Raw genomic sequence first — 19,655 nt, 5'->3', positions numbered from 1 at the left:
TCGCCGTGTCTCTCGGTCAACGGCGGTATAACTTCGACAGCTCGCGGAATTTTTCCTGCTTGCGGGCGTTCGCTTGCAGTTGCTCGCGCAGTCGAATCACATCCGTCTGCGCCTGCTGCGCATGCGCGAGGGCCGCCGCGTGCCGCGACGCGGCATCGCCGAGCGCGACGCGCGCCGCCTCCACGCGGCGCAAGGCTTCGACCGCCTCGCGGCGCGCATAGACGCCGCCTCGCGACAGGCACTCACGCCAACGGCGACGCTGCGTCTCGCAGGCCTGCTCGCACGTCCTCACCGCTGCCTCGGCATCGTGGGCATCGGCCTGCGCGCGGCGCATCGCGGCACGCAGGCCAACGTCGCGGTGCCTCGCCAGCGCGACCAGTTCGGCGAGCGCCGTCGATTCGACCTGCACCCGGCCGCCCGTGGTCTTCAGTTCGCGAGATGTTCGAGCCATGCGCAGGTATCGTCGAAAGGCGCCACGTCGTGTTGCGCCTGACACAGGAACTGGCGGATGTCAGGCGCGCGCGCCAACGCGTCGTCCGTGTCCGGATCGTTGCCCGCCTGGTACTCGCCAACGCGCACCAGCAGCTCGACCTCCGCCGCGAGCGCCATCGCGCGCCTCACGCGTGTCGCGTTGTCCACATGCCGCGCCTGGGCGACCTGCGTCATCACGCGCGAGAGGCTTGCCGGTATATCAATGGCGGGGTAGTGGTTTTCCTGCGCCAGACGGCGCGAAAGCACGATGTGGCCGTCGACGATGGACCGGACCTCGTCGGCCAGCGGTTCATCGAGGTTGTCGCCCTCGACGAGTACCGTATAGAACGCCGTGATACTCCCTCGCTCGCCATTGCCGGCGCGTTCGAGCAAACGGGGCAAACGGGCATAGAAGCTGGGCGGCAAGCCGCTCGCGGCGCCGAGTGGTTCCCCGGCCGCCACGCCGATATCGCGAACCGCCCTGCCGAAGCGGGTCAGCGAATCCATGAGCAGCAGCACGTGCTTGCCTTCGTCGCGAAACACTTCGGCAATCGCGGTGGCGGTATAGGCCGCCTTCATGCGTTCGAGTGCGGGACGATCCGACGTTGCGACCACGCACACCGTGCGCGCACGCGCCTCGGCGGTAAGGGCCTGCTCGAGGAACTCACGCACTTCGCGACCGCGCTCGCCGATGAGCGCGAGCACGATCACGTCGGCCTGCGCGCCGGCGCACATCATGGCAAGCAACGTGCTTTTTCCGCCGCCGGCCGCGGCGAAAATGCCCAGCCGTTGCCCACGACCACACGTGAGCAGGCCATCGATGGCGCGAATGCCGATGGGCAACGGCGTCGAGACGAGGCACCGCGTGAGCGCGCCGGGTGGTTCGGCGTCGAGCGAGCGCCAGATCACATCGGTCGGCACGTCGTGCGGAATCGGTGCCCCCGCCGACAGCGAACGACCGAGTCCGTCCAGCACCTGTCCGATCAACCGGTCTCCGACCGCCACGCGTGAATCCGTGCCCAACGCCCGTACGAGCGCGCCGTTGGCAACGCCGTTCGGCTGCGCGTACGGCGCGAGCCAGACATGTCGCCCTTCGACCGCGATGACTTCCGCATCGAGCAACGGCGACATGACGCGGCATTGCTCGCCCAGCGCCGCACCGGGCAGCCGCGCGCGCATCGCGTTCGAGGTGACCTTGTCGATGCGCCCATAGCGGACTTCGGCCGACGACGTGCGGCGCCAGTCGTCACACGCCTTGCGCTGTCCGTCGAGCACTCGGCGCAATCCGTTGGCAATGCGGGACGCATCGGGGCGGCGCATGTTAGTGCGCCCCCTGCAGGTCGATCGTGCCGAGCACGCGCACATGCGGCTCGTCCGCCACTTCCTGGAACGACAGCACCGGCAGGTCGGCGCGCTCGCGCTCGATCAGCTTGCGCACGAAGCGCCGCACATCCATCGCGGTGAGGAGCACCGCGGGCGTGCCGTCATGCGCCTGCATCGCACCGTCGAGCGCTTCCAGAATCGCGTCGGTCTGCTCGTGGCTCAGGTCGGCGTACGAACCCGACGACGTTTGCCTCACCGCCGCCCGCACCGTGTCCTCGATGCCGCGGCCCACGTTCCATCCGGTAATGTGTTCGGCGCCCCGGCGAAAACGCCGCGTGATGTGGCGGCGCAGACTCAGCCGCACATACTCCGTCAGCATGATCTGATCGCGCTCGCGCGGCGCCCATTCGATCAGCGCTTCGAACACCCGCCGAAGATCGCGGATCGAGACGCCTTCGGCCACCAGGCGCTGCAGCACTTCCGCCGTCCGGCTGATCGGCAGTTGCCGTTGCAGCTCCTTGACCAGCTCGCCGTAGCGATCTTCCATGCCGTCCATCAGATAGCGCGCCTCCTGCACGCCCAGAAAGTCCGCCGCGTGCGCGTCGATCACCAGCGAGACGCAGTGCGCCACGCGATCGGCGCCCTCGAGCACCGCGCCCCCCTGTCCCCGCCACGCGTCGCGCTGCGCGTCGTCGAGCCAGAACAACACCTGGCCGCCGAACGGCAGCGGCGTCTCGCGCGGCGCGCCCGCGGCAAGATTGCGCAGTGCCGGGATCGGATGCGAAACATCGTGGCGCGCCAGCGCCTCGCCGGGCATCACCTCGAGCGTCATCACACTCTCGTGATACAGCTGGATGTCCAACGTGCCGTCGGCGAGCGCGGCATCGACGACGACCGCCACCTCCGGCATCGGCACGCCGAACTGCTCGAACTTCTCGTGACGCAAGGCGTCGATGCGCGCGGCCAGTGTCGCGACACCGCCCTCCGGGTCCGCCAGTCCCGCGCCGACACGCGCCAGCAGCGGTTGCGCTCCAGGACGTCCGCCGTTGGCGTTCGGCGTGCTTCCCGGGTCGGCATGCGCCGCCGCGGCCGCGCGCTGACCGCGCCCGACCCACCAGGCGCCGCTACCGGCGAGCGCGGCGAGCAGCAGGAAGTAATGCATCGGAAAGCCCGGGATCAGGCCGAAGAGCAGCATGACCACCGCGGCGAGTGTCAGCGAACGCGGCTGGGCCGCCAGTTGATCGGTCAACTCGCGCGCGAGGTTGCGGCGGTGCTCGCCCGGCACGCGCGTCACGATGATGCCGGCCGTCACCGAGATCAGCAGCGCCGGAATCTGCGAGACAAGCCCGTCGCCGATGGAAAGAATGGCGTAGATCGCGGCCGCGTCTCCGGCGCTCATGCCGCGCATGAAAACGCCCACGCCGATGCCGCCGAGGAGATTGACCACGATGATGACGAGCCCCGCGATGGCGTCGCCCTTGACGAACTTCATCGCCCCGTCCATCGCACCGTAGAACTGGCTCTCCTTTTGCACGACGCGTCGCAGGCGCTTGGCTTCGCCGGCGTCGATGGTGCCCGCGCGCAGATCGCCGTCGATGCTCATCTGCTTGCCGGGCATGCCGTCGAGCGAGAAACGGGCACCGACTTCGGCCACCCGCTCCGAGCCTTTCGTGATCACGATGAAGTTCACGATGGTGATGATGAGAAACACGATCATGCCCACGACGATGTTACCGCCCGCCGCGAAGTCGCCGAAGGTGTAGACGATATCGCCCGCGTCGGCGTGCAGCAGGATCAGGCGACTCGTGCTGATCGTGAGGCCGAGGCGGAACAACGTGGTCATCAGCAGCACGGACGGGAATGCGGAGAAGTCCAGGGGCTCGTTGATGTAGAGCGCCACCATCAGCAGCAACAGCGATACGCCGAGATTGAGCGCGATGAGCAGATCCATCACCGACGGCGGCATCGGGATGATGATCATCAGTACGGTCACGAGCAGCAGCGCGGCCAGGACGATATCCTGTCGGCCCGCGGCGGCGCGAAGCCAGTCGCTCACCCGACGCGTGCGGTTCATTCGGCCCATGCGGCTCATGCGTGCCCCGCACGGTGCCGACGGGCATCGATGCGCTCGAGCAGCCGGCGCATACGAGAAAGGCATCCGAACCATGCAAGGGCCTGCAATCGGGCCGGCGGTGTCGCAACGAGCATTGCGCCCCCCTGCGCCACGCAGGCACGCACCGGAATGCCGGGCGTCCACTCCGGCGCACACGCTTGCAACAGCAACGGCAGGCACCGCACCGCGTGCCCGTCCGGCTGCGGCAGCGCGAGCGTCAACGTAATGCCGTAAGCATCGACGTCGGTCATCAGCCAACATGGCGCAAGCGGCACCCGCATGCGCCATGCGATCCGCCGCGGCGGCAGCGACAACAATTCGAAGAGCTGTTCGAGCTTGCGTTGGGTCTGGGTGTCCATCGTCGGCAGACGTTGACGTTCGGCGTGGTTGGGCGAGGTTCGATGGCGACGCGTCGCCACCGTGCCGGCATGTCGGCGTGTCGACCCACCGAAGTGCCGATGGACCGTCACGGCGGCATGCCGGCATGCCGATACGTTGATATGTGCAGGGTTCGGGAAGCGGGCATGGTCGCGCACTCCGCGCGCACGCGGCTATCCGGTGCAGACCTGAACTTGGCCCCCGGCGCCGGCTTTCGCTCACAGCATCATTCTCAGGCGATAGGCCCAATTCACGATGTCGGCCACGTTGTGCGCGCCAAGCTTTCGCATCATGTTCAGCCGATGCGTCTCCACGGTCTTCACGCTGATCGACAACAACTGCGCGATGTCGCGATTGCGCTGCCCCTCCGCCACGAGCTTGAGCACCTGGCGTTCGCGTAGCGTGAGCAGCCGCTCGGGCTTCTCGACAGTGCCCAGCGCCGGCGGACGCGGTGCGTTCGCCGGATCGAGCGCGCCGCCGCAAACCGCCGGATCGACGTAGCGATCCCCCCGCATTGCCTGAATTGCCGCCTGAACCAGTGTCTCGCGCGGACTGCTTTTGAGGACGAACGCCGAGGCGCCGGCTTCGAGCGACAGACGCGCGCGTTCGCTGTCGTCGCTGGCCGAATTGACCACGATGCGCAACTCGGGCCAGCGTTGCGCGCATTGCCGGATCACGTCGACACCGTCCATGCCCGGCAGCCCGAGGTCCAGCATCATCAGCGTCGGTGCGTGAATCACGCAGGCACGGTATACGTCCAGCCCGTTGGCGACTCTGGCCAGCACGCACCATCCAAGACGCTCTTCGAGCAGACGGCAAAGCCCGTCGGCCAGCAATTCATGATCCTCGACAACGATGACACCGATACCCCCCGTCATTCGCGGCTCCTCGACAGTTGATCATTAGCATTCATGCGGATTTTTGTTCACTCTCTTTCGACTTCGGTCCCGCGGCGCGAATCTTGCGCCTTCGCCTGATCCTTGACATGGGAAAACGCCGCAAACCCGACGCCCTCGCGACAACTTCAGGTCTGCGCCGTATGGCGTCGCGCACGCGGCGCCCGATAATGACCGTCCTCGCTCGCCGATCGACGGCCGACGCCCATTCACGAACGTGGACCGTATCCTCGCCGGAGATCGGTGTTGCGGCGCCTCCCCGACTTCGGCTCTCCCGTTCCACCGCATTCCCGACTCCACTTCCGTCCATGCGCCTGCCGTTCGCCCTTGCCTCGCTCGACTGGATCGCTCCCTGCGACATTCAGGGCTCGCGCATCGTCCTCGAACTCGACGGCCAGCGCGGCTGGACCTGCGCGGCCGGCGACGGCTACTGCGTGGCCACGAACGTCACGCCGGCGGCTGCCGTCGAGACCCCGGGCCGGCCGCCGCTGGCGAGCGCGTTCCGCGACGACGCCGCGCTCGCCCACTGGCTCGCTCGCCTCACGCTCGCGCTCGCCGCCGAGCCGGCGTTGCGCGATGACAGTCTGTGCCTCGCGACCGACGCACTCTGGTGGGTTCACCGCTTCGATAACTCGGCCCCGGCCGCACAGGTCGAGGCCCATCTGCGCAGACAGTTGCTCGCCTGCGCGATGGCTGTCGCATGGGACGCGGACACCACGCCACGCCCCGGGCGTCCGTCGACGAGCACGCCACGAGACGGCATCGCCGCGGCCGACTTCCGGCGCCGGCCGCCGCGACACCGCTGACCATGCGTGTCGAGTTCTCGCGCCGTCTGGCGCCCTCCCTCCCGTGGCATGCGCTGCTTGCCATCGTGTTGGCGCTCGCCCCCGCCGTTGGAGCGACGATCACGCCCGTCTGGCGCGGCGGGCCGTTCGTCTTCCAGAGCACCGGAACCCCACTGGTCGAACTGCTGCGCGACTTCGGGGCGCATCACGGCATGCCCACTGTCGTGAGCGAGCAAGTCGACGATCGTTTCATCGGAACGTTACCTGCGGGGTCTGCACAGGCGACGCTCGATGCACTTTCGGAACGTTATCGGCTTTCGTGGTACTTCAACGGCCAGACGCTGAACATCTATAAGTCCAGCGAGGCGGCGCGACGCGTGGTGCCGCTGCGTTTCGCGTCGACCGGCGACTTGCTCGGGCACCTTCGGGAGGCGGGCGTGCTGCACCCGCGGCACTGCGTGGCGCGGGCGATTCCGGCAACGCACGCGCTCGAGATCACGGGCGTGCCGGCCTGTCTGGAGACGGTGTCCATGCTCGCCGATTACGTCGAGCGCGACGCCCGCGACCAGCAGGAAAGCGAAGAGACCATCAAGATATTTCCCCTGAAATTCGCGACGGCGGACGACACCAGGTACTCTTATCGCGGGCAGGAAGTCGTCATCCCGGGCGTCGTCAGCGTACTCAAGGAGCTTATTCTCGGCGCCGGCCCGCTGACCGCGACGGCGACCGGCGACGCGTCCACCGAGGGCATCGGCAATGCGATGACGGCCGGCGCGGGCGCGTCGCTGTCGGCCGCCGCGCGCAGCAGCACGCCACGCTTCTCGGCCGACCCACGCCGCAATGCGGTGATCGTGCGGGAGCGAAGACGCAACCTGCCGATCTACGGCGATCTCATCTCGCAACTCGATATCCCGCCGCGCCTGGTCGATATTTCCGTCGCCATCATCGACGTCAACGCCAGCGACATTGCCGAGCTCGGCGTCGATTTCTCGGGAAGCGCGCGAATTGGCGGGTTCGGTGCGGTTGCGCTGAACGGTCAGATGCACGAGGGCGACGGCGGCACGTTCACGACCGTCGTCGGGGATACCAACAAGTTCATGATCAACCTGAGTGCGCTCGAAAGAAACTCCAAGGCGCGCGTGTTGTCCCGGCCGTCGATCGTCACCCTGGACAACATGCAGGCAGTGCTCGATCGCAGCGTGACGTTCTACACGAAGGTCTCCGGCGAGAAGGTGGCCAGGCTCGAGAGCGTGACGTCAGGCTCGCTGCTGCGCGTGACACCGCGCCTCGTTCCGGGCGTTGGAGGTACCGGGAACCAGGGGAGCGCACGAGACGCCCCCGCGCCCGAGCAGGTGATGCTCACGCTCAACATCGAAGATGGCGGCGAGGTGCGCAGCGAACGCAATACGCGCGACGAAGTGCCGACGATCCGCAACTCGTCGATCTCCACCCATGCCACGTTGCAGGCGGGGCAAAGCCTGCTTCTCGGGGGGTTCGTCCAGGACGCGCAGCGCGAGCACGAGCGCAAGATCCCGCTGCTGGGCGACCTGCCGCTCATCGGCCGCCTCTTCAGTTCCACGAGCAACCGGAGCGACAGCGTCATGCGCCTGTTCCTGATCAAGGCCGAGCCGGCCCAAGGCATGCCCAGTCCGTGACCATGCTGACGATGACCTTGCTCGATGGTCCACTCGCCGGACGTCCGATGCCGCTGCCCGCAGGCATGCTCACCATCGGCGACGCCGATTCGGATATCGCCGTGACGCTCGAGCACGGCGCGCGTGTCACGCTGAGCGTGGACGACGACGGCGTGCGCTTGCTGACGGCCGCGCCGCTCTGGGTGGACGGTGTACCTGTCGCGTCCCCCGACGACAACTGCGGCGACGACGGCGCCGCAGCCCGGCCACCCTCGGCACCCGACACGTCCTGCCTGCCGCTGCATGCCGTCATCGACCTGGCCGGCATGGCCTTTCGGCTCGACGATGGCAGCGATCCAACACCCTGCCCGATGCCGCCGCGTCCGGCACGTCGACCGGCGGCGCCGCGCTCGCTTGCGTCGTCCCCAAAGCCCCAGGTCGCGCGGCGGTCCCTCGCCTCGCCCGACGCCCGCGCCGCTCGTCGCCATCGCCGTCACCGCGGGTCACTTCCGTGGATCGCCGTCGCGGGCATATCTTCGCTGATCGTCGCCGCAGGCGCCGCGATGTGGCGCACCGGCTTTACCGGTCAGGCCCCGGGCGCGCCGGAACCGGACGCGTTATCGGCGCTCGCGGCGCGCATCGCACCCAACGTCGTGCTCGCCAACCGCGATGGCGCCGTCCGTCTCACAGGCGGCTGCATCGACGACGATGCGCGCGCCCGGCTGCGCGCCGAAGCCCGGTGGCTGGGCAAGACGGTGAGCGACGAGACCTGGTGCCCGGCGAACGCCATCGAGACCACGAGGACGGTGTTGCGATTGCATGGCTTTGCGACGGCGCACGTGGAAGCCGCACCGGACGGCGAGATCGTCGTCAGCGGCCCGTTCGTGGCGGATGCCCGCTGGCGAGCCGCCTCCGACGCCCTCGACGCGCTCGCGTTGCCATACGGCTGGCGCGTGGCCGAGGGGTCGGCCGACGCGTTGGACAGGCTGGTGAGAACGCTGCGCAACGCCGGTCAACTGCGGGGCCTCGACATTTCGCGCGATCGCCGCGGTTGGCGCCTCACCGGCGCCCTGCCGCCCGGCCGGCAAGCGGCGCTCAAGGGCATCGTCGACACATGGAACCGCTCTGCAGACGCATCGCCCGCGCGCATCGAACCGTTGCCGCCCACGATCCCGACACTGGCCGAGACGGGATTCTCCGCGCCGCTCGTGAGCATCGGCGGCTCGCCCGAAGCGCCCTCGCTCACGCTCGCCGACGGCACACGTCTCGCCCAGGGGGTACGCCTGCCCGGCGGCACGCGCATCGTCGCCATTTACGCCGACGGCGTGTCAATCGGTGCACCGGACCGGCTCTACTACCTTCCCCTGACTCCGGAGACCCATCTTGGCGACGCACCTGACGCAGCTTGAGGATCGTCTGGCCGTCGCGCCCGCTGCGGTTGCCCGCGAGGTTTCGTCGACGCTCGACGCCGCACGCGCGACGCTGGCACGAGCGGCACGAACACCGCTCACGCCCGCCGAGCACGCACAGGTGCGACTTCAGCAACGTGCCGTCGACGCCGCCGGAGCGATTCTCGAAAGCCTGGCACGCCGCTACGGCACATCGTACGGAGCTTCGGCGTGACGGTCCGGATAGTTGCGACAGCCGCGACTGAGGCGATCACGGCGACCGCGATGAAGACGGCGGCGCGCCAGGCGTGCGCAGAAGCGACAACCCTGCACCGACGACCAAAGTCGAGATCGACGGCGCATGGGAACCTTCGGCATCGCGCGGCGCGCGCGGCGACCGGTCTCACGCCACGCCGATGCGCCTTCGATTTCCTCATCACTTCACGCACATCATGCCCAGTTACGACCTCGCGCAAACGCTCGTCGAAGCCCTGAAGTTGATCGGCTGCGATCCCAGCAAGATCGACGCCGTCGACAATCATTCGCCCATCGAGCTGACGTTCAACGCTTCGCCCAGCATCATCGTCGAAACCCTCGAGAATCAGGTGTGCAGCATTCACGCGGTCGTGGCCACCGACGAAGCGGCGCGATTGCACCGGGCCAACAGCGAGCGGCTGCTGCAATTCCTGATCGAGCCCGCCGAATGGGCCGTCACCGGACACGTGCAATTGCGCGAGCGCGACAACCGCTTGATTCTTCACGCACAGGTCAGGGAAGACGCCGCGGCAGAACCGGAACCCTTCGCGCAAGCGCTAACCGACTTCTATGACCGGATCAAGCTCTGCCGCGAACATCTGCGCGCGTGATCCTCGCGATCTTCTCCATTCCGCTTTCCGGCCCCCCGCCTCGCCCCCCTGTACATCCTGCGCTCGCCCCCCGCGCGCCGTAGCGCACCCAATGGGCGCCCCCGCCCCTCGCTGCCGCCCAGCCACCCACACCACCGCTATCGCGTCTCGTCGCCCTCGCGGGCGAGCTCCGTCCTCCATGCATCGAGCGCCTCGTCGAGTGCCTCGCGTTGCGTTTCGTCGCGGAAGCACCCGTCATGTGCCGACTTCACCAGGCCGGTGAGTTCGCGCGCGAACGCATATCGCATTCGCGGCGTCGCCATGCCCAGATAGTGCGCCCGCTGCGACAGCCATTCGACGCCCGCCCACGACTGATCGAGCAACGTGAGCGTCTCGGAGATCATGGTGTCGGTCTCGAACGTACGGCAGCCCGCCGCGCGCATCGTCGTTGCCGACGCCTCGCACGAAGCCTCCAATGAGAGGAACAGCACAACGCGGCGCAAATCGTCGACGACCGCCGCCAGGCGCCGCACGTCGGCATCCGCGTGCGTCGCGCCGAGCTCCATGCCGAGGGCTTGCATCAGCGCGCGCAAGCGTGCGCGTCGCTGCGGAAATCGTCGACATGTATCGAACCATTGCGTCAGCGACTGCTGCGGTCCCTGCGACTGACGATAGAGCGACTTGAGTTGTTGCAGCAACGCGGCGCCCGGACGGCGGCCGCCGCCGCACTCCAGCGCGGCAAACGCCTCGATCGCCCAGGTCTGCGTATCCGTCAGCACTTCCAGCGTCTTTCGCAATCGGGAGCGCGTCGGGTGGTCAAGGCCGCTCTCGGCCAGCCAGGCCGCAACGACCAACGCCGCGTGGCCGCCCGACAACTGCGCCTGTCGAATCCGTTGGAGCGGATCGGGAACGAACGGCAGATCGCGCAGTTGCTCGCGAATCGTTTCGAACTGCGCACCGTGCACGCGCGCGTAGCGAATCATCTGTTGCTCGAAGAGCGCCCGCGCACGCTGCTTGTCGTCGCGAATGTCGCGCAGGCCTGTGCGTCGAAAGCGCACACCAAGCGCGAAACTGAGGTTCTCCTGAGACTCGGCGACAGCGGCTTTGTCGTTCTGCGCGATCGCCGCTTCGATCAACGCGACATGCCCGGGCACGTCGGTCGTCGGGTCGTGCGACAGACGCGCATGCCCCTCCAACGCCAGCCACGCCTGCGCATCGGGGGGCTCGGCGGTACTGCCCGCCTGCGCGGACCCGGCCTCCGTAGGCATCGACGAACGCACGCGCTCAACCATAGGCGACCTCCAGTCCGGGGCCGGGATGCAGGCGCGCCAGGATCGCCGCCAGATCGGCGTCGAGGTCCAGGCAAACAGTGACCCACTCGCTTTCGATGCGCGCCTGGCGCCCGCTCAGCGCCGGGTCTGGCACGCACGCCAGCACGATGTCCGCCGCTCGCAGCGCGTGCGCCACGACATCGCGATGCGCGGGTGGAACCCGCAGCGTGAGCGCGCCCTCCCTTACGAGATCGGGCAATGCACGCGCAACACGCAGTGCGTAGCGCTCGCCCACTTCCATCGCATCGACGAAACTCGACAGCGCGACACCCATCGCATCGGCCACGCGCCGCTCCAGCGAACGAACGATGTCGCGCTCCAGCGCGGCTTCTCCGGCCAGCCATTCGACGGCTTGCGTCACGGCGTCGTGACGCGCCGCCTCCGCCATCGCCGCCGCCTCCTGCCCGGCCTGCTCGCGCGCCTGCGCCAGCCACGTCTCGCGCAAGGCCTGCGCATCGCGCCGCGCCTGCTCGCGCTCCGCCAGCGCGGCGTCGCGCTCGGCCCGCGCCTGCGCCATCCACTGCACCCGCTGGTCCGACTGGCCGCGCAGACGTGCGAGTGCGTCAGCGCAAACCACGGGCCCCGCCGGCGCGGGGCCCTCGATCGTCGTGATCGCCGTCAATGCGATTTCGATGACATACATAGCATCCTCTCGAGCGCCGCGAGGCGCGCCCACATGTCGTCGTCGGCCACGCCATCGGCGATGCCCCCACCCGCCTCGGCGGCATCGTGCGCCGGTGGCAGCAAAATGCGGGCCGCGGTGACGATCGTTGCCAGGTCGGCCGCATCCGGCATCGCGACGGCATCGAGGCATCGCCCGGTGCGGCGCATTGCCGCCGCCACGATCCGATCGGGCGGACAGGTCGCCCGCGCGGGCCATTCGGCACATGCGAGCAGCAGGCGGTCGCATTGCCAGGCGTCGAGCCATGGCGACAGCGCGCGACGATACGCGCCGAGCAACAGATAGTCGGGGCACCCCATCGTTCGCAATCCATACGCCACCGCCACGCGGCGCAGCGTCGGCAGACGCCGCAATCGCGCTTTTGCGGCTTCGCTGCATGGGGGTACCGCGTGCGGCCCCCGTGCCTCACGAACGGCAGGCCAACCGCGGCGCACGATCAGTTGCGCGTCGATGGATGCGCGACATGCAGGATGTCGACGGTAGGCGTCTCGCCATGGCGTCATCTCGAAGGCATGCCACCACCCTTCGTCCATCTGTCCTCCCGGCTGCCAGATCAGCCTTGCGAGTCGGACCGCAGCCGTGTCGCCGCGCGCCGTCATGCGGGCTTGCCCGCGCGCCGACGCAGCCATCGTCCCCACACCGCACGCCTGCGCCATGCCATCGCGCCGCCCACGGACAGCACGGTGCCCGCGAGCGCCAGGCTGGTCCATTGCAGCACCGGACGCCAGCGCGCAGCGCCGCCGACCGACGGTGGGACCGCTCCCGAACGTGTCTCGATTGCCGCACGCGGCAGGCGATAGTCGGCCGGCTGGAGCACGACGCTGATGCGCTCCGGCGTCACGCCGGGCACACTGTCATGCACGAGGCTGCGGATGTCGGTTATGCGTTGCGTCATGTTGATCTCCGGGCTGTATTTCACGAAGACGGCAACGCCCGGCGGCAAGGTCGCGCGCCCGGCCGAATCCACGGGCACCTGCGCGATGGAGACCTCGGCCACCATGACACCATCGAGCGCCGCGAGCATGCGTTCGAGCCGTTGCTCCTTGAGAAAATTGAGCTTCGCCTGCTCCTGCACCGGCGAGCTGACGAGTTGTCCTGGCGGGAAGACGTCCTCCACCGATGCACGCTTCTGGCGCGGCAGCCCATGCTGGCGCAGCACCTCCACCCCGCGGACGAAGTCGCTGCGCTCGATGCGAACGGTCATGCCCGACGTATCGGCGCGCTTGTCCGCCTGGAGCCCCGATACGAGCAGCAATGCGAGCATCTGATTCGCCTCGGTCTCGCTCAATGCACGATGCAGTTCGACCTTGCAGCCTGCGAGCGCAAGGACCAGCGCGCCGCCAACGCACCAATGCGCACAGCGGCACACGCGCCGACGTATACGTTCGCACCCGGCCACCGACATCGCACCCGGGCGAACGGGACGGGCGATGCCAACACCGTGCGTCATTGCATGTGCACCAGCTTGTTGACCCCTTGCGTGGCCGCGCCCGCCACCTTGGCCACGAACTCCAGCGAGAGTACGCGTTCCGTCAGATCGCGCTGCGCGGCGAGCAGACGCACCGGGTCGTTGCGCGTGCCCGCCTGCGCCGTGATTCGCTCCGCCAGGCGTTCCGTATCGCCCGCGAGCCTGCCTGCCGCATTCAGCAGATGGTGTTCCGGCAATCCGGGCGCGTTTGCCATGGCTTGCGCGAAGCCGACGGCGTCGGCTTCGCCGGCATGGGTCGTTGCGAGCGCCGCGTTGGTGGGCGACGCCGTGTCCACCGCCTGGGCAGCGACTTCGAAGAGTCGGGAAAGCGTCATGATCGGGAAGTGTGGAAGATGTCGGAAGTTCGGGATGCGGCAACCGGCGTCGGGGCGATCGGTGCGATCGGTGCATCCGGTGCGACCCGCCCGCCCGCCGAAGGACGTGAAGCCGCCCAGCACGCGAGGGCATCGGCCGTCGCGTCCGCGGCCGGCGCGCCGTTGCGCGCTTCGGCCAGCAAGCCGCTGGCCGCCACGGTGTCGCCAAGCGCGATCGACAGCGCCGCCTGCAACCAGCGACACGTATCGGGATCCGGCACCAGCGACGGCAATGCGGTCAGAATCGTGCGAGCCTCGTGCGCCATGCCGTGATGCGCGCCCGCCAGCGCGAGCTCCACGAGGCATTGCCGTACGGAAGCGTCGAGCCACTGACGACCCGCATCGCCGTCGGCCGGCGTGGCGTGCGTCATGTCTGTCATGCGATCTTGGCAATGATGCCCATCAGCGTGTCCTTGATGAGCTTGATGGCCGCACTGTGCAACCCGACCATCGTCGAGTACTGCTGCAGGCGGAACTGCACGTCGAGCATATGTCGCGGATCGTTGACCTCCTGCGTGCGCACGGCCTGCGTGGCTTCGTTCGACATTCGGCGCACGCCTTCCGACATGCCGCGGTGCACTTCCTCGACGTTCATTGCACACCTCCCTCGGCGACCGCCCCCTGCCCGGCCACCAGATCGGCACGCAGCGCGGCGTAGGCCTCGGCGCGCGGCGTCGCCACCCGGCGGGCGCCGCGCATCGGCGGGGCACCGAGCCGGATCTCGGTGGGTGCGCAGTCGAACCGCTTGCGGAAGGTGTCGGTGAAATGCGCGTGATTGGTGAAGCCGCACTCGAGCGCGATGTCGAGCACCTTGTGACGCGTGGAAAGCAGCAGGTCGCGGGCGAGTCTCAGCCGCCGCTCCAGCAACCACTGCTTGGCAGGCATGCCGTACGTCTGCTGAAAGAGGTAGCGGAACTTGCGCAGCGGCATGCCAAACTCTTCCGCCAAACGCCCCACCGGCCACGGTCGGTGAAAGTTGGCCTCGACAAAATCGAACAACGAGTGGCTGCCGGCGATGGTCTGGCGCAACATCGCGGAAAAGTAGCGTTGATCGCGGCACAGGCAATAGACGTAGAAGAAGCGCAGCATCGCCATGCGGTCGACGTCCTGCAACGCCATCGCCACGTCGACCATGCTCGGTTCGAGGATCAGCGTGCGCGCCGCCTGCCGATGGAAGACGCCAAGCGGTCGACGGTCGAGCAGGTCGACGACATCCGGGTAAAGCGCCTGCAGATCGCAGGCATGAAAGTCATGCGACACCACGGGCCCCTGGGCGTCCATCGTGGCGTCCGAACTGGTCGCCGTCATGCTGCCGGCGGGAAGGGTATGCACGAGACCGTTCACGATCAGTTTCACGTCGTGGCGGCTGATCAGAAATCGCACCGTACTCATTGGCTCCTCCTCTGACGGCATTCCGTCTGCGGGATGACAAAATCGAAGGCCCAACGATAGGCGAGTCCGCGCACGGGCATCATCCGGTGGACACCTTAATGTCGCGCGCGGCGCCCTGCCGTTTTGGTTTTTGGGAAGAAAACTGTCGGAAAAACAAAAAACCCGATGCCCCATCGCATCGGGTTCCGGAAGCGGACGCCACGCCGTCGTGCGTGACGTGCGGCCAACGCGTCAGGCGATCGCCGCCGGCGAAAAGCTGTCGGCGCGCGCCATGGGCCAGTACGTCTCGTAGAGCTGATAGCGGAACTGGCCGCGCAGCAGATCGCCGGGCGCGAGATACTTCAGCGACTCCGACATCAGGCGAATCTCGTTGGACGACACCCGCCGCACGATGTGATGCGCGCGCAACTCCGACGGATGCGAGAGTCCCGCGGCCTGAATCAATTCCTGAAGCGCATGCAGCGTCTGCGAGTGGAACTGGTGCACGCGCTGCGCCTTGTCGGGCACCACGAGCGCGCGCTGACGCAACGGGTCTTGCGTCGCGACACCGGTCGGACACCGGTCGGTATGGCACTTCTGCGACTGAATGCAACCGATCGCGAACATGAAGCCACGCGCGGAATTGCACCAGTCGGCGCCAATGGCCAGCGTGCGGGCGATGTCGAACGCCGTCACGATCTTGCCGGACGCGCCGATACGGATCCTGTCGCGCAGCCCGGCGCCCACGAGCGTGTTGTGCACAAGCAGCAGACCTTCCTGCAGCGGCGCGCCCACGTGATCGGTGAACTCCAGCGGCGCGGCGCCCGTGCCGCCTTCCGAGCCGTCCACGACGATGAAGTCGGGCAGGATGCCGCTCTCGAGCATCGCCTTGACGATGCCGAAGAATTCCCACGGATGGCCGATGCAGAGCTTGAAGCCGGTCGGCTTGCCGCCCGAGAGCGTGCGCAAGCGGTCAATGAACTGAAGCAGGCCGAGCGGTGTCGAGAATTCGCTGTGACGCGACGGCGAGATGCAGTCCTGGCCCATCGGCACGCCGCGCGTGGCCGAAATCTCGGGGGTGATCTTCGCGGCCGGCAACACACCGCCGTGCCCCGGCTTGGCGCCTTGCGAGAGCTTCACCTCGATCATCTTCACCTGAGGCGTGGTGGCCTGCGCCGCGAACTTCTCGGCATTGAACGTGCCGTCGTCGTTGCGACAGCCGAAGTACCCCGACGCCACTTCCCAGATCAGGTCGCCGCCCTGCTCGCGATGGTGCGGCGAGATGGACCCCTCGCCGGTATCGTGCACGAAGTTGCCGAGCTTTGCGCCCCGGTTGAGCGCGCGAATCGCGTTGGCCGACAGCGCGCCGAAACTCATCGCGGAAATGTTGAAGATCGAAGCGGAATAAGGTTGCGCGCGATCCGGGCCGATGGTGATGCGAAAGTCGTGACCGTCAAGGACCGTGGGCGCGAGCGAATGGGCGATCCACTCGTACCCCGTTGCCTTGACGTCGAGTTCGGTGCCGAAGGGTCGACTGTCGACGTCCCCCTTCGCGCGTTGATAGACGATGCTGCGCTGCGCGCGCGAGAACGGCGTCTCGGAGGTGTCGTCCTCAACGAAATACTGACGGATCTCCGGCCGGATGAATTCGAACAGAAATCGGAAATGTCCCCAGAGCGGGTAGTTGCGCAGCACGGCGTGACGCTGCTGCACGACATCCCACACGCCGAGCGCGACGAGTGCGGCAAACGGAAGCGGCCACAGCGGATGCCAGCCGTCGACGAGCACCAGGGCGAGCGTTGCCACCAGCAACGCGACCGCCAGCCAGAGAGCCAGGAATCGGCGCGAAAACATGAAACCTCCTTGCTTTTGGGGGGACCGGCACCGGCGCACGGCCGGGTGTTCCCCCGGCGAGCGCCGACGGCGTCAGTGCGAGTTGAGGATGGTGTGCTTGCGCTTCGCGTCGCGCGTCGGCGGTTCGGTGCGGACCGACGCAGGCGACGCCTGCGACACGGACGCCGAGGTGTCCGGCGTGGCGGGGGTGGTCGCGGCGATGATGCCGCCGCCGAGGCAGATCTCGCCGTCGTACAGCACGGCCGACTGTCCGGGCGTGACGGCCCATTGGGCCTCCGGGAACGACAGCGTAAGCGCCTGCGAGCCATCGGCGCGCACGACCTCGCAGGCGGCATCCGCCTGGCGGTAGCGAGTCTTGGCGCCGCAGCGGGTGCCCTCGGCGGGCGGCTCGCCCGCGACCCAGGACAGGTCCTCGGCGTCGAGCGTGGCCGAGAGCAGCCACGGATGGTCGTGCCCCTGCACCACGTACAGCGTGTTGCTCGCCATGTCCTTGCGGGCGACGAACCACGGCTCGCCGGAACCGTCGCGGCTACCGCCCAGGCCGATGCCCTTGCGCTGACCGAGCGTGTAGAACGCCAGGCCCACGTGCTCGCCCACGACAGCGCCGTCGGGCGTCTTCATCGGCCCCGGCGTCGTGGGGAGGTAGCGATTGAGGAAGTCGCGAAACGGACGCTCGCCGATGAAGCAAATGCCGGTCGAATCCTTCTTCTTCGCGTTGGGCAAGCCGATCTGCGCGGCGATCTCGCGAACCTTCGTCTTGGGCATTTCGCCGAGCGGGAACATCGTGCGCGAGAGCTGCGCCTGATTGAGCCGATGCAGGAAATAGCTCTGGTCCTTCGTGTGGTCGAAGGCCTTGAGCAACTCGAAGCGTCCGTCGTGCTCACGCACGCGCGCGTAGTGCCCCGTCGCGATGGTCTCGCCGCCGAGCGCCACCGCATGGTCGAGAAATGCCTTGAACTTGATCTCGGCATTGCATAGCACGTCCGGATTGGGCGTGCGTCCCGCCGAATACTCCCGCAGGAACTCCGCGAACACGCGGTCCTTGTATTCGGCGGCGAAATTCACGGCCTCGACGTCGATGCCGATCAGATCGGCGACCGACACCACGTCGATCCAGTCCTGCCGGGTCGAACAGTACTCGCTGTCGTCATCGTCTTCCCAGTTCTTCATGAACAGGCCGACGACGTCGTAACCTTGCTGCTTGAGCAGCCATGCCGTGACCGACGAATCGACGCCGCCCGACATGCCCACCACTACGCGTTTTTGACTCATGTATTGCCTTGCCCACCGGTCGTGACCGGATGGGACTGAAGTATGGCGAGGTCGTAACGTACCCCACGCAGGTAATCGTCCATGCAGCGCTCCAGAATCGGTGACCGGTGGCGTGCGCGCTGGGCGCGCACTTCGTCCGGTGTGAGCCACAGCGTGCCGACGATGCCGTCGTCGAGCGTGCGCGAGGCGTCGAACTCGCCGAGCGTGCCGGTGAAGGTGAAGCGCAGGTACGCGATGTCGTCCGGCCCGGGCGCAAGATAAATCCCCACCAGATGCCTCGGCTCGAACCGGTATGCCGTCTCTTCCAGCACCTCGCGGCGCACGGCGTCGACGATCGACTCGCCCGGCTCCAGATGGCCGGCGGGTTGATTGAGCAGCAGCCCGGCACGCTTTTGCTCTTCGACAAACAGAAAACGGCCGTCGCGTTCGACGACCGCCGCCACCGTCACGTTGGGCTTCCAGCGTGCATCCATGGGACTTCCTCGCGAGAGACGGGTCGCCCGGCTCACCCGGGACACCGCCCGGAAGTTACCTCGCGGACGTGATCCCCGATAAAAACGTCATTTTACCGTCTGGCGGGGTTTGCCGCAGGCGACGCGCCAGTCGAACGACCGACCGGTCGGTTGGCGTTAGCCGCGATTATCCCGCGTTCGCGGCATATTGATATGCCGTTTGGTGCAATAGGCGCATCTGTAATCTTCGGGTAAGCTTCGAGCACCAGCAGTGTGCAGTGGCAGTACCGCATCACCGGTTTTTGCAGTAGTTCGTTTGCAGTGGTTTGTGCAGGACTAATGTCATCAGCGGCGAAACAGGTAACGCGCCTGCCCCGGCAGCGCACGCGCTGCGGCTCCTTGGCCGTTGATGAGATCAGTTCACAAACCCAAGGAGAGACACAATGAAAATCGGCATTCCCGCCGAGACGCTTGCCGGAGAATCCCGTGTCGCGGCCACGCCCGAGACGGTGAAGAAACTGGTCGCGTCGGGACACCAGGTCGTGATCGGGCATGGCGCCGGCAACGCCGCCAGCGTACCCGATGCCGCCTTCGAGGCTGCCGGCGCCACACTGGGCAGCGCAGCCGACGCCCTTGGCGCCGAGCTCGTACTCAAGGTACGTGCGCCGTCGCCGGAAGAACTCGCTCAGATTCCGCGCGGCAGCGTCGTGGTCGGCATGCTCAATCCGTTCGATGCCGAGAACAACGCGCGCATGGCGGCGGCCGGCGTGACCGCCTTCGCCCTGGAAGCCGCCCCGCGCACCACGCGTGCGCAAAGCATGGATGTCTTGTCCTCGCAGGCCAACATCGCCGGCTACAAGGCCGTGATGCTCGCGGCCAACCTTTATCAACGCTTCATGCCGATGCTCATGACGGCCGCGGGCACCGTGAAGGCGGCGCGCCTGGTCGTGCTCGGCGCCGGTGTGGCGGGCTTGCAGGCGATCGCCACCGCCAAGCGTCTGGGCGCCGTGATCGAAGC

At 67.5% G+C, this 19,655-nt stretch carries 21 protein-coding genes and 1 pseudogene; 6 read left to right on the top strand and 16 right to left on the bottom strand.

All coding sequences use genetic code 11. The features are described from left to right. Positions 1 to 16: 16 nt before the first annotated feature. The 5 genes from W930_RS0117910 to W930_RS0117890 all read right to left on the bottom strand — a co-directional run bounded on the left by W930_RS0117910 (position 17) and on the right by W930_RS0117890 (position 5,163). On the bottom strand, positions 17 to 451 hold the full coding sequence (locus tag W930_RS0117910; RefSeq protein WP_023597455.1) for a hypothetical protein: 435 nt from the start codon (positions 449 to 451) through the stop codon (positions 17 to 19). Then, entirely contained in the window at positions 427 to 1,791 is a 1,365-nt protein-coding gene (locus W930_RS0117905; RefSeq protein ID WP_023873170.1) for a FliI/YscN family ATPase, read from the bottom strand. The genes W930_RS0117910 and W930_RS0117905 overlap by 25 nt, the downstream gene beginning before the upstream one ends. A gap of 1 nt (position 1,792) precedes the next feature. Continuing rightward, on the bottom strand, positions 1,793 to 3,868 hold the full coding sequence (gene sctV / locus W930_RS0117900; RefSeq protein WP_031627404.1) for a type III secretion system export apparatus subunit SctV: 2,076 nt from the start codon (positions 3,866 to 3,868) through the stop codon (positions 1,793 to 1,795). Positions 3,869 to 3,882: 14 nt separating this feature from the next. After that, complete coding sequence (locus W930_RS27965; protein WP_023873168.1) at positions 3,883 to 4,266, bottom strand: hypothetical protein; 384 nt, start codon at positions 4,264 to 4,266, stop codon at positions 3,883 to 3,885. A 237-nt stretch (positions 4,267 to 4,503) separates the two neighbouring features. Next, positions 4,504 to 5,163: a two component system response regulator gene (locus W930_RS0117890; protein WP_023597459.1), complete on the bottom strand. Its 660-nt coding sequence runs from the start codon at positions 5,161 to 5,163 to the stop codon at positions 4,504 to 4,506. Positions 5,164 to 5,489: 326 nt separating this feature from the next. Between W930_RS0117890 and W930_RS0117885 the strand changes: the two genes are divergently transcribed. The 5 genes from W930_RS0117885 (at position 5,490) to W930_RS0117865 (ending at position 9,854) form a co-directional block, all read left to right on the top strand. Beyond that, entirely contained in the window at positions 5,490 to 5,987 is a 498-nt protein-coding gene (locus W930_RS0117885; protein WP_023873167.1) for a hypothetical protein, read from the top strand. Positions 5,988 to 5,989: 2 nt separating this feature from the next. After that, positions 5,990 to 7,621 carry an EscC/YscC/HrcC family type III secretion system outer membrane ring protein gene (locus W930_RS0117880; protein WP_023873166.1) on the top strand — a complete coding sequence of 544 codons (1,632 nt, stop codon included), beginning with the start codon at positions 5,990 to 5,992 and terminating at the stop codon, positions 7,619 to 7,621. 2 nt (positions 7,622 to 7,623) lie between these two features. After that, positions 7,624 to 9,009: a type III secretion system inner membrane ring subunit SctD gene (gene sctD / locus W930_RS0117875; RefSeq protein ID WP_024788856.1), complete on the top strand. Its 1,386-nt coding sequence runs from the start codon at positions 7,624 to 7,626 to the stop codon at positions 9,007 to 9,009. Continuing rightward, positions 8,984 to 9,223 (top strand): EscE/YscE/SsaE family type III secretion system needle protein co-chaperone, encoded by a 240-nt coding sequence (locus W930_RS0117870; protein ID WP_023873164.1) that lies wholly within the window; start codon positions 8,984 to 8,986, stop codon positions 9,221 to 9,223. Before sctD ends, W930_RS0117870 begins: the two co-directional genes overlap by 26 nt. Before the next feature lie 217 nt (positions 9,224 to 9,440). Further along, a complete protein-coding gene (locus W930_RS0117865; RefSeq protein ID WP_150565604.1) occupies positions 9,441 to 9,854 on the top strand; it encodes a hypothetical protein in 414 nt (137 codons plus the stop codon). 137 nt (positions 9,855 to 9,991) lie between these two features. On the opposite strand, the gene W930_RS0117860 is transcribed toward W930_RS0117865, so the two are convergent. The 11 genes from W930_RS0117860 to W930_RS0117810 all read right to left on the bottom strand — a co-directional run bounded on the left by W930_RS0117860 (position 9,992) and on the right by W930_RS0117810 (position 18,658). Beyond that, positions 9,992 to 11,125, bottom strand: a complete 1,134-nt coding sequence (locus tag W930_RS0117860) for a TyeA family type III secretion system gatekeeper subunit (protein WP_023873162.1) — start codon at positions 11,123 to 11,125, stop codon at positions 9,992 to 9,994. Further along, positions 11,118 to 11,807, bottom strand: coding sequence for a hypothetical protein (locus W930_RS0117855; protein WP_036656083.1), 690 nt, complete (start codon positions 11,805 to 11,807; stop codon positions 11,118 to 11,120). The genes W930_RS0117860 and W930_RS0117855 overlap by 8 nt, the downstream gene beginning before the upstream one ends. Further along, the gene (locus W930_RS0117850; protein ID WP_158443213.1) at positions 11,783 to 12,445 is read right to left on the bottom strand and encodes a type III secretion system domain-containing protein; all 663 of its coding nucleotides are present in this window, start codon (positions 12,443 to 12,445) and stop codon (positions 11,783 to 11,785) included. The genes W930_RS0117855 and W930_RS0117850 overlap by 25 nt, the downstream gene beginning before the upstream one ends. Beyond that, positions 12,442 to 13,296 (bottom strand): type III secretion system inner membrane ring lipoprotein SctJ, encoded by an 855-nt coding sequence (sctJ, locus tag W930_RS29265; RefSeq protein ID WP_023597467.1) that lies wholly within the window; start codon positions 13,294 to 13,296, stop codon positions 12,442 to 12,444. Before sctJ ends, W930_RS0117850 begins: the two co-directional genes overlap by 4 nt. Further along, on the bottom strand, positions 13,293 to 13,649 hold the full coding sequence (gene sctI / locus W930_RS30190; protein WP_023597468.1) for a type III secretion system inner rod subunit SctI: 357 nt from the start codon (positions 13,647 to 13,649) through the stop codon (positions 13,293 to 13,295). Before sctI ends, sctJ begins: the two co-directional genes overlap by 4 nt. Beyond that, a complete protein-coding gene (locus W930_RS30185; protein ID WP_051610655.1) occupies positions 13,646 to 14,068 on the bottom strand; it encodes a DUF1039 domain-containing protein in 423 nt (140 codons plus the stop codon). The genes sctI and W930_RS30185 overlap by 4 nt, the downstream gene beginning before the upstream one ends. Next, positions 14,065 to 14,283 carry a type III secretion system needle filament subunit SctF gene (gene sctF / locus W930_RS0117830; protein WP_023873158.1) on the bottom strand — a complete coding sequence of 73 codons (219 nt, stop codon included), beginning with the start codon at positions 14,281 to 14,283 and terminating at the stop codon, positions 14,065 to 14,067. Before sctF ends, W930_RS30185 begins: the two co-directional genes overlap by 4 nt. Then, positions 14,280 to 15,080, bottom strand: a complete 801-nt coding sequence (locus W930_RS27945; protein WP_023597471.1) for a helix-turn-helix transcriptional regulator — start codon at positions 15,078 to 15,080, stop codon at positions 14,280 to 14,282. Before W930_RS27945 ends, sctF begins: the two co-directional genes overlap by 4 nt. A gap of 231 nt (positions 15,081 to 15,311) precedes the next feature. Beyond that, on the bottom strand, positions 15,312 to 16,913 hold the full coding sequence (locus W930_RS0117820) for an FMN-binding glutamate synthase family protein (protein ID WP_023597472.1): 1,602 nt from the start codon (positions 16,911 to 16,913) through the stop codon (positions 15,312 to 15,314). A 72-nt stretch (positions 16,914 to 16,985) separates the two neighbouring features. Further along, on the bottom strand, positions 16,986 to 18,185 hold the full coding sequence (gene mnmA / locus W930_RS27940; protein WP_023597473.1) for a tRNA 2-thiouridine(34) synthase MnmA: 1,200 nt from the start codon (positions 18,183 to 18,185) through the stop codon (positions 16,986 to 16,988). Further along, positions 18,182 to 18,658 carry an NUDIX hydrolase gene (locus W930_RS0117810; protein ID WP_023597474.1) on the bottom strand — a complete coding sequence of 159 codons (477 nt, stop codon included), beginning with the start codon at positions 18,656 to 18,658 and terminating at the stop codon, positions 18,182 to 18,184. Before W930_RS0117810 ends, mnmA begins: the two co-directional genes overlap by 4 nt. Positions 18,659 to 19,080: 422 nt before the next feature. Between W930_RS0117810 and W930_RS0117805 the strand changes: the two are divergent. After that, positions 19,081 to 19,655 (top strand): annotated as a pseudogene (locus W930_RS0117805) (NAD(P)(+) transhydrogenase (Re/Si-specific) subunit alpha); the annotation flags it as partial.

The organism is Pandoraea sp. E26, assembly GCF_000681415.1.
GTDB lineage: Bacteria > Pseudomonadota > Gammaproteobacteria > Burkholderiales > Burkholderiaceae > Pandoraea > Pandoraea pnomenusa.
The sequence above is the reverse complement of the archived record's forward strand: the minus strand, read 5'-3'. Positions and strand labels throughout refer to the sequence as shown.